Source organism: Ruegeria sp. AH12, assembly GCF_056541465.1.
The window spans coordinates 1-870 of sequence record NZ_JBQFYL010000110.1 but is presented as its reverse complement, the minus strand read 5'-3'; the positions used below and the strand labels follow the sequence as shown (position 1 = coordinate 870).

Sequence of the window (870 nt, the reverse complement as noted above, 5' to 3'; positions counted from 1 at the left end):
GAAACTGGCCACCCAGGCATCCCATCCTGCGTTCGGAACCGCACGCATCCGCGAAGCCGGAGCACTGTTGGGTGCGGTGCCTGTGGAACAGGCCGCCAACAGGGTTGAACCAAGCCCTAAGGAAAACACTCTTCGATTAATCATGGTTAAATCTGCTCTTGTTGTGATTTGCGTTCAGAATAGCGCAGCCCGGTCGCTCAAGCCAGCAAAGCGACATCCTAAATCAACTGAGTTGAGAGATGGGCAACAAGCCGCTCAGGTCACAAGCAGCCGCAAGCCCTGGGTCACATCCGAACGCACTGCTAGTCGCAACCCAGGCTCATCCCCGGCCTTAAGTGCTGCGATGATCAGGCGATGGTAGTGCGGTGGCTCGGTCCTCCGCAACCGACCGTATAGGGCACGCATCGTGGGACCCAGCTGCAGCCAGACAGTTTCGGCCATGGCAAGCATCGCGGGGGCCTGAGCGCGTAGATACAGCGTGCGGTGAAATTCCAGATTTGCACGGATATATCCCACCGCATCGCGTTTCGTGACCATCTCGGCCACTGCCATGTTGATGCTTTGCAACCGGTCAATCAGAGCCATATGCGCGCGCGGCAGGGCCCGGCTGGCCAGTTCAACCTCAAGCAGCGCGCGCAGCGCCGCCAGCTCTTCGATCCGATCGCGGGTGAGTTCCGGCGTTGATACCCGACCGGAGGTGGACAGGAACAACGCACCTTCTGCTGCCAGACGCCGCACCGCCTCGCGCGCCGGAGTCATCGACACACCGAATTCCTTGCCAATCCCGCGCAGCGTCAACGCCTGCCCCGGGGCAATCTCTCCATGCATGATGCGGGATCTGAGGGCGCGATAAACGCGATCATGGGTTGC

The 870-nt window shown here is 60.5% G+C and carries 1 protein-coding gene; it reads right to left on the bottom strand.

Annotated features, from left to right (window positions below; translation table 11 throughout):
• Positions 1-255: 255 nt before the first annotated feature.
• Positions 256-870, bottom strand: a 615-nt coding sequence (locus ACR0EL_RS21975; protein WP_480502287.1) for a GntR family transcriptional regulator, incomplete at its 5' end; no start/stop codon positions are given.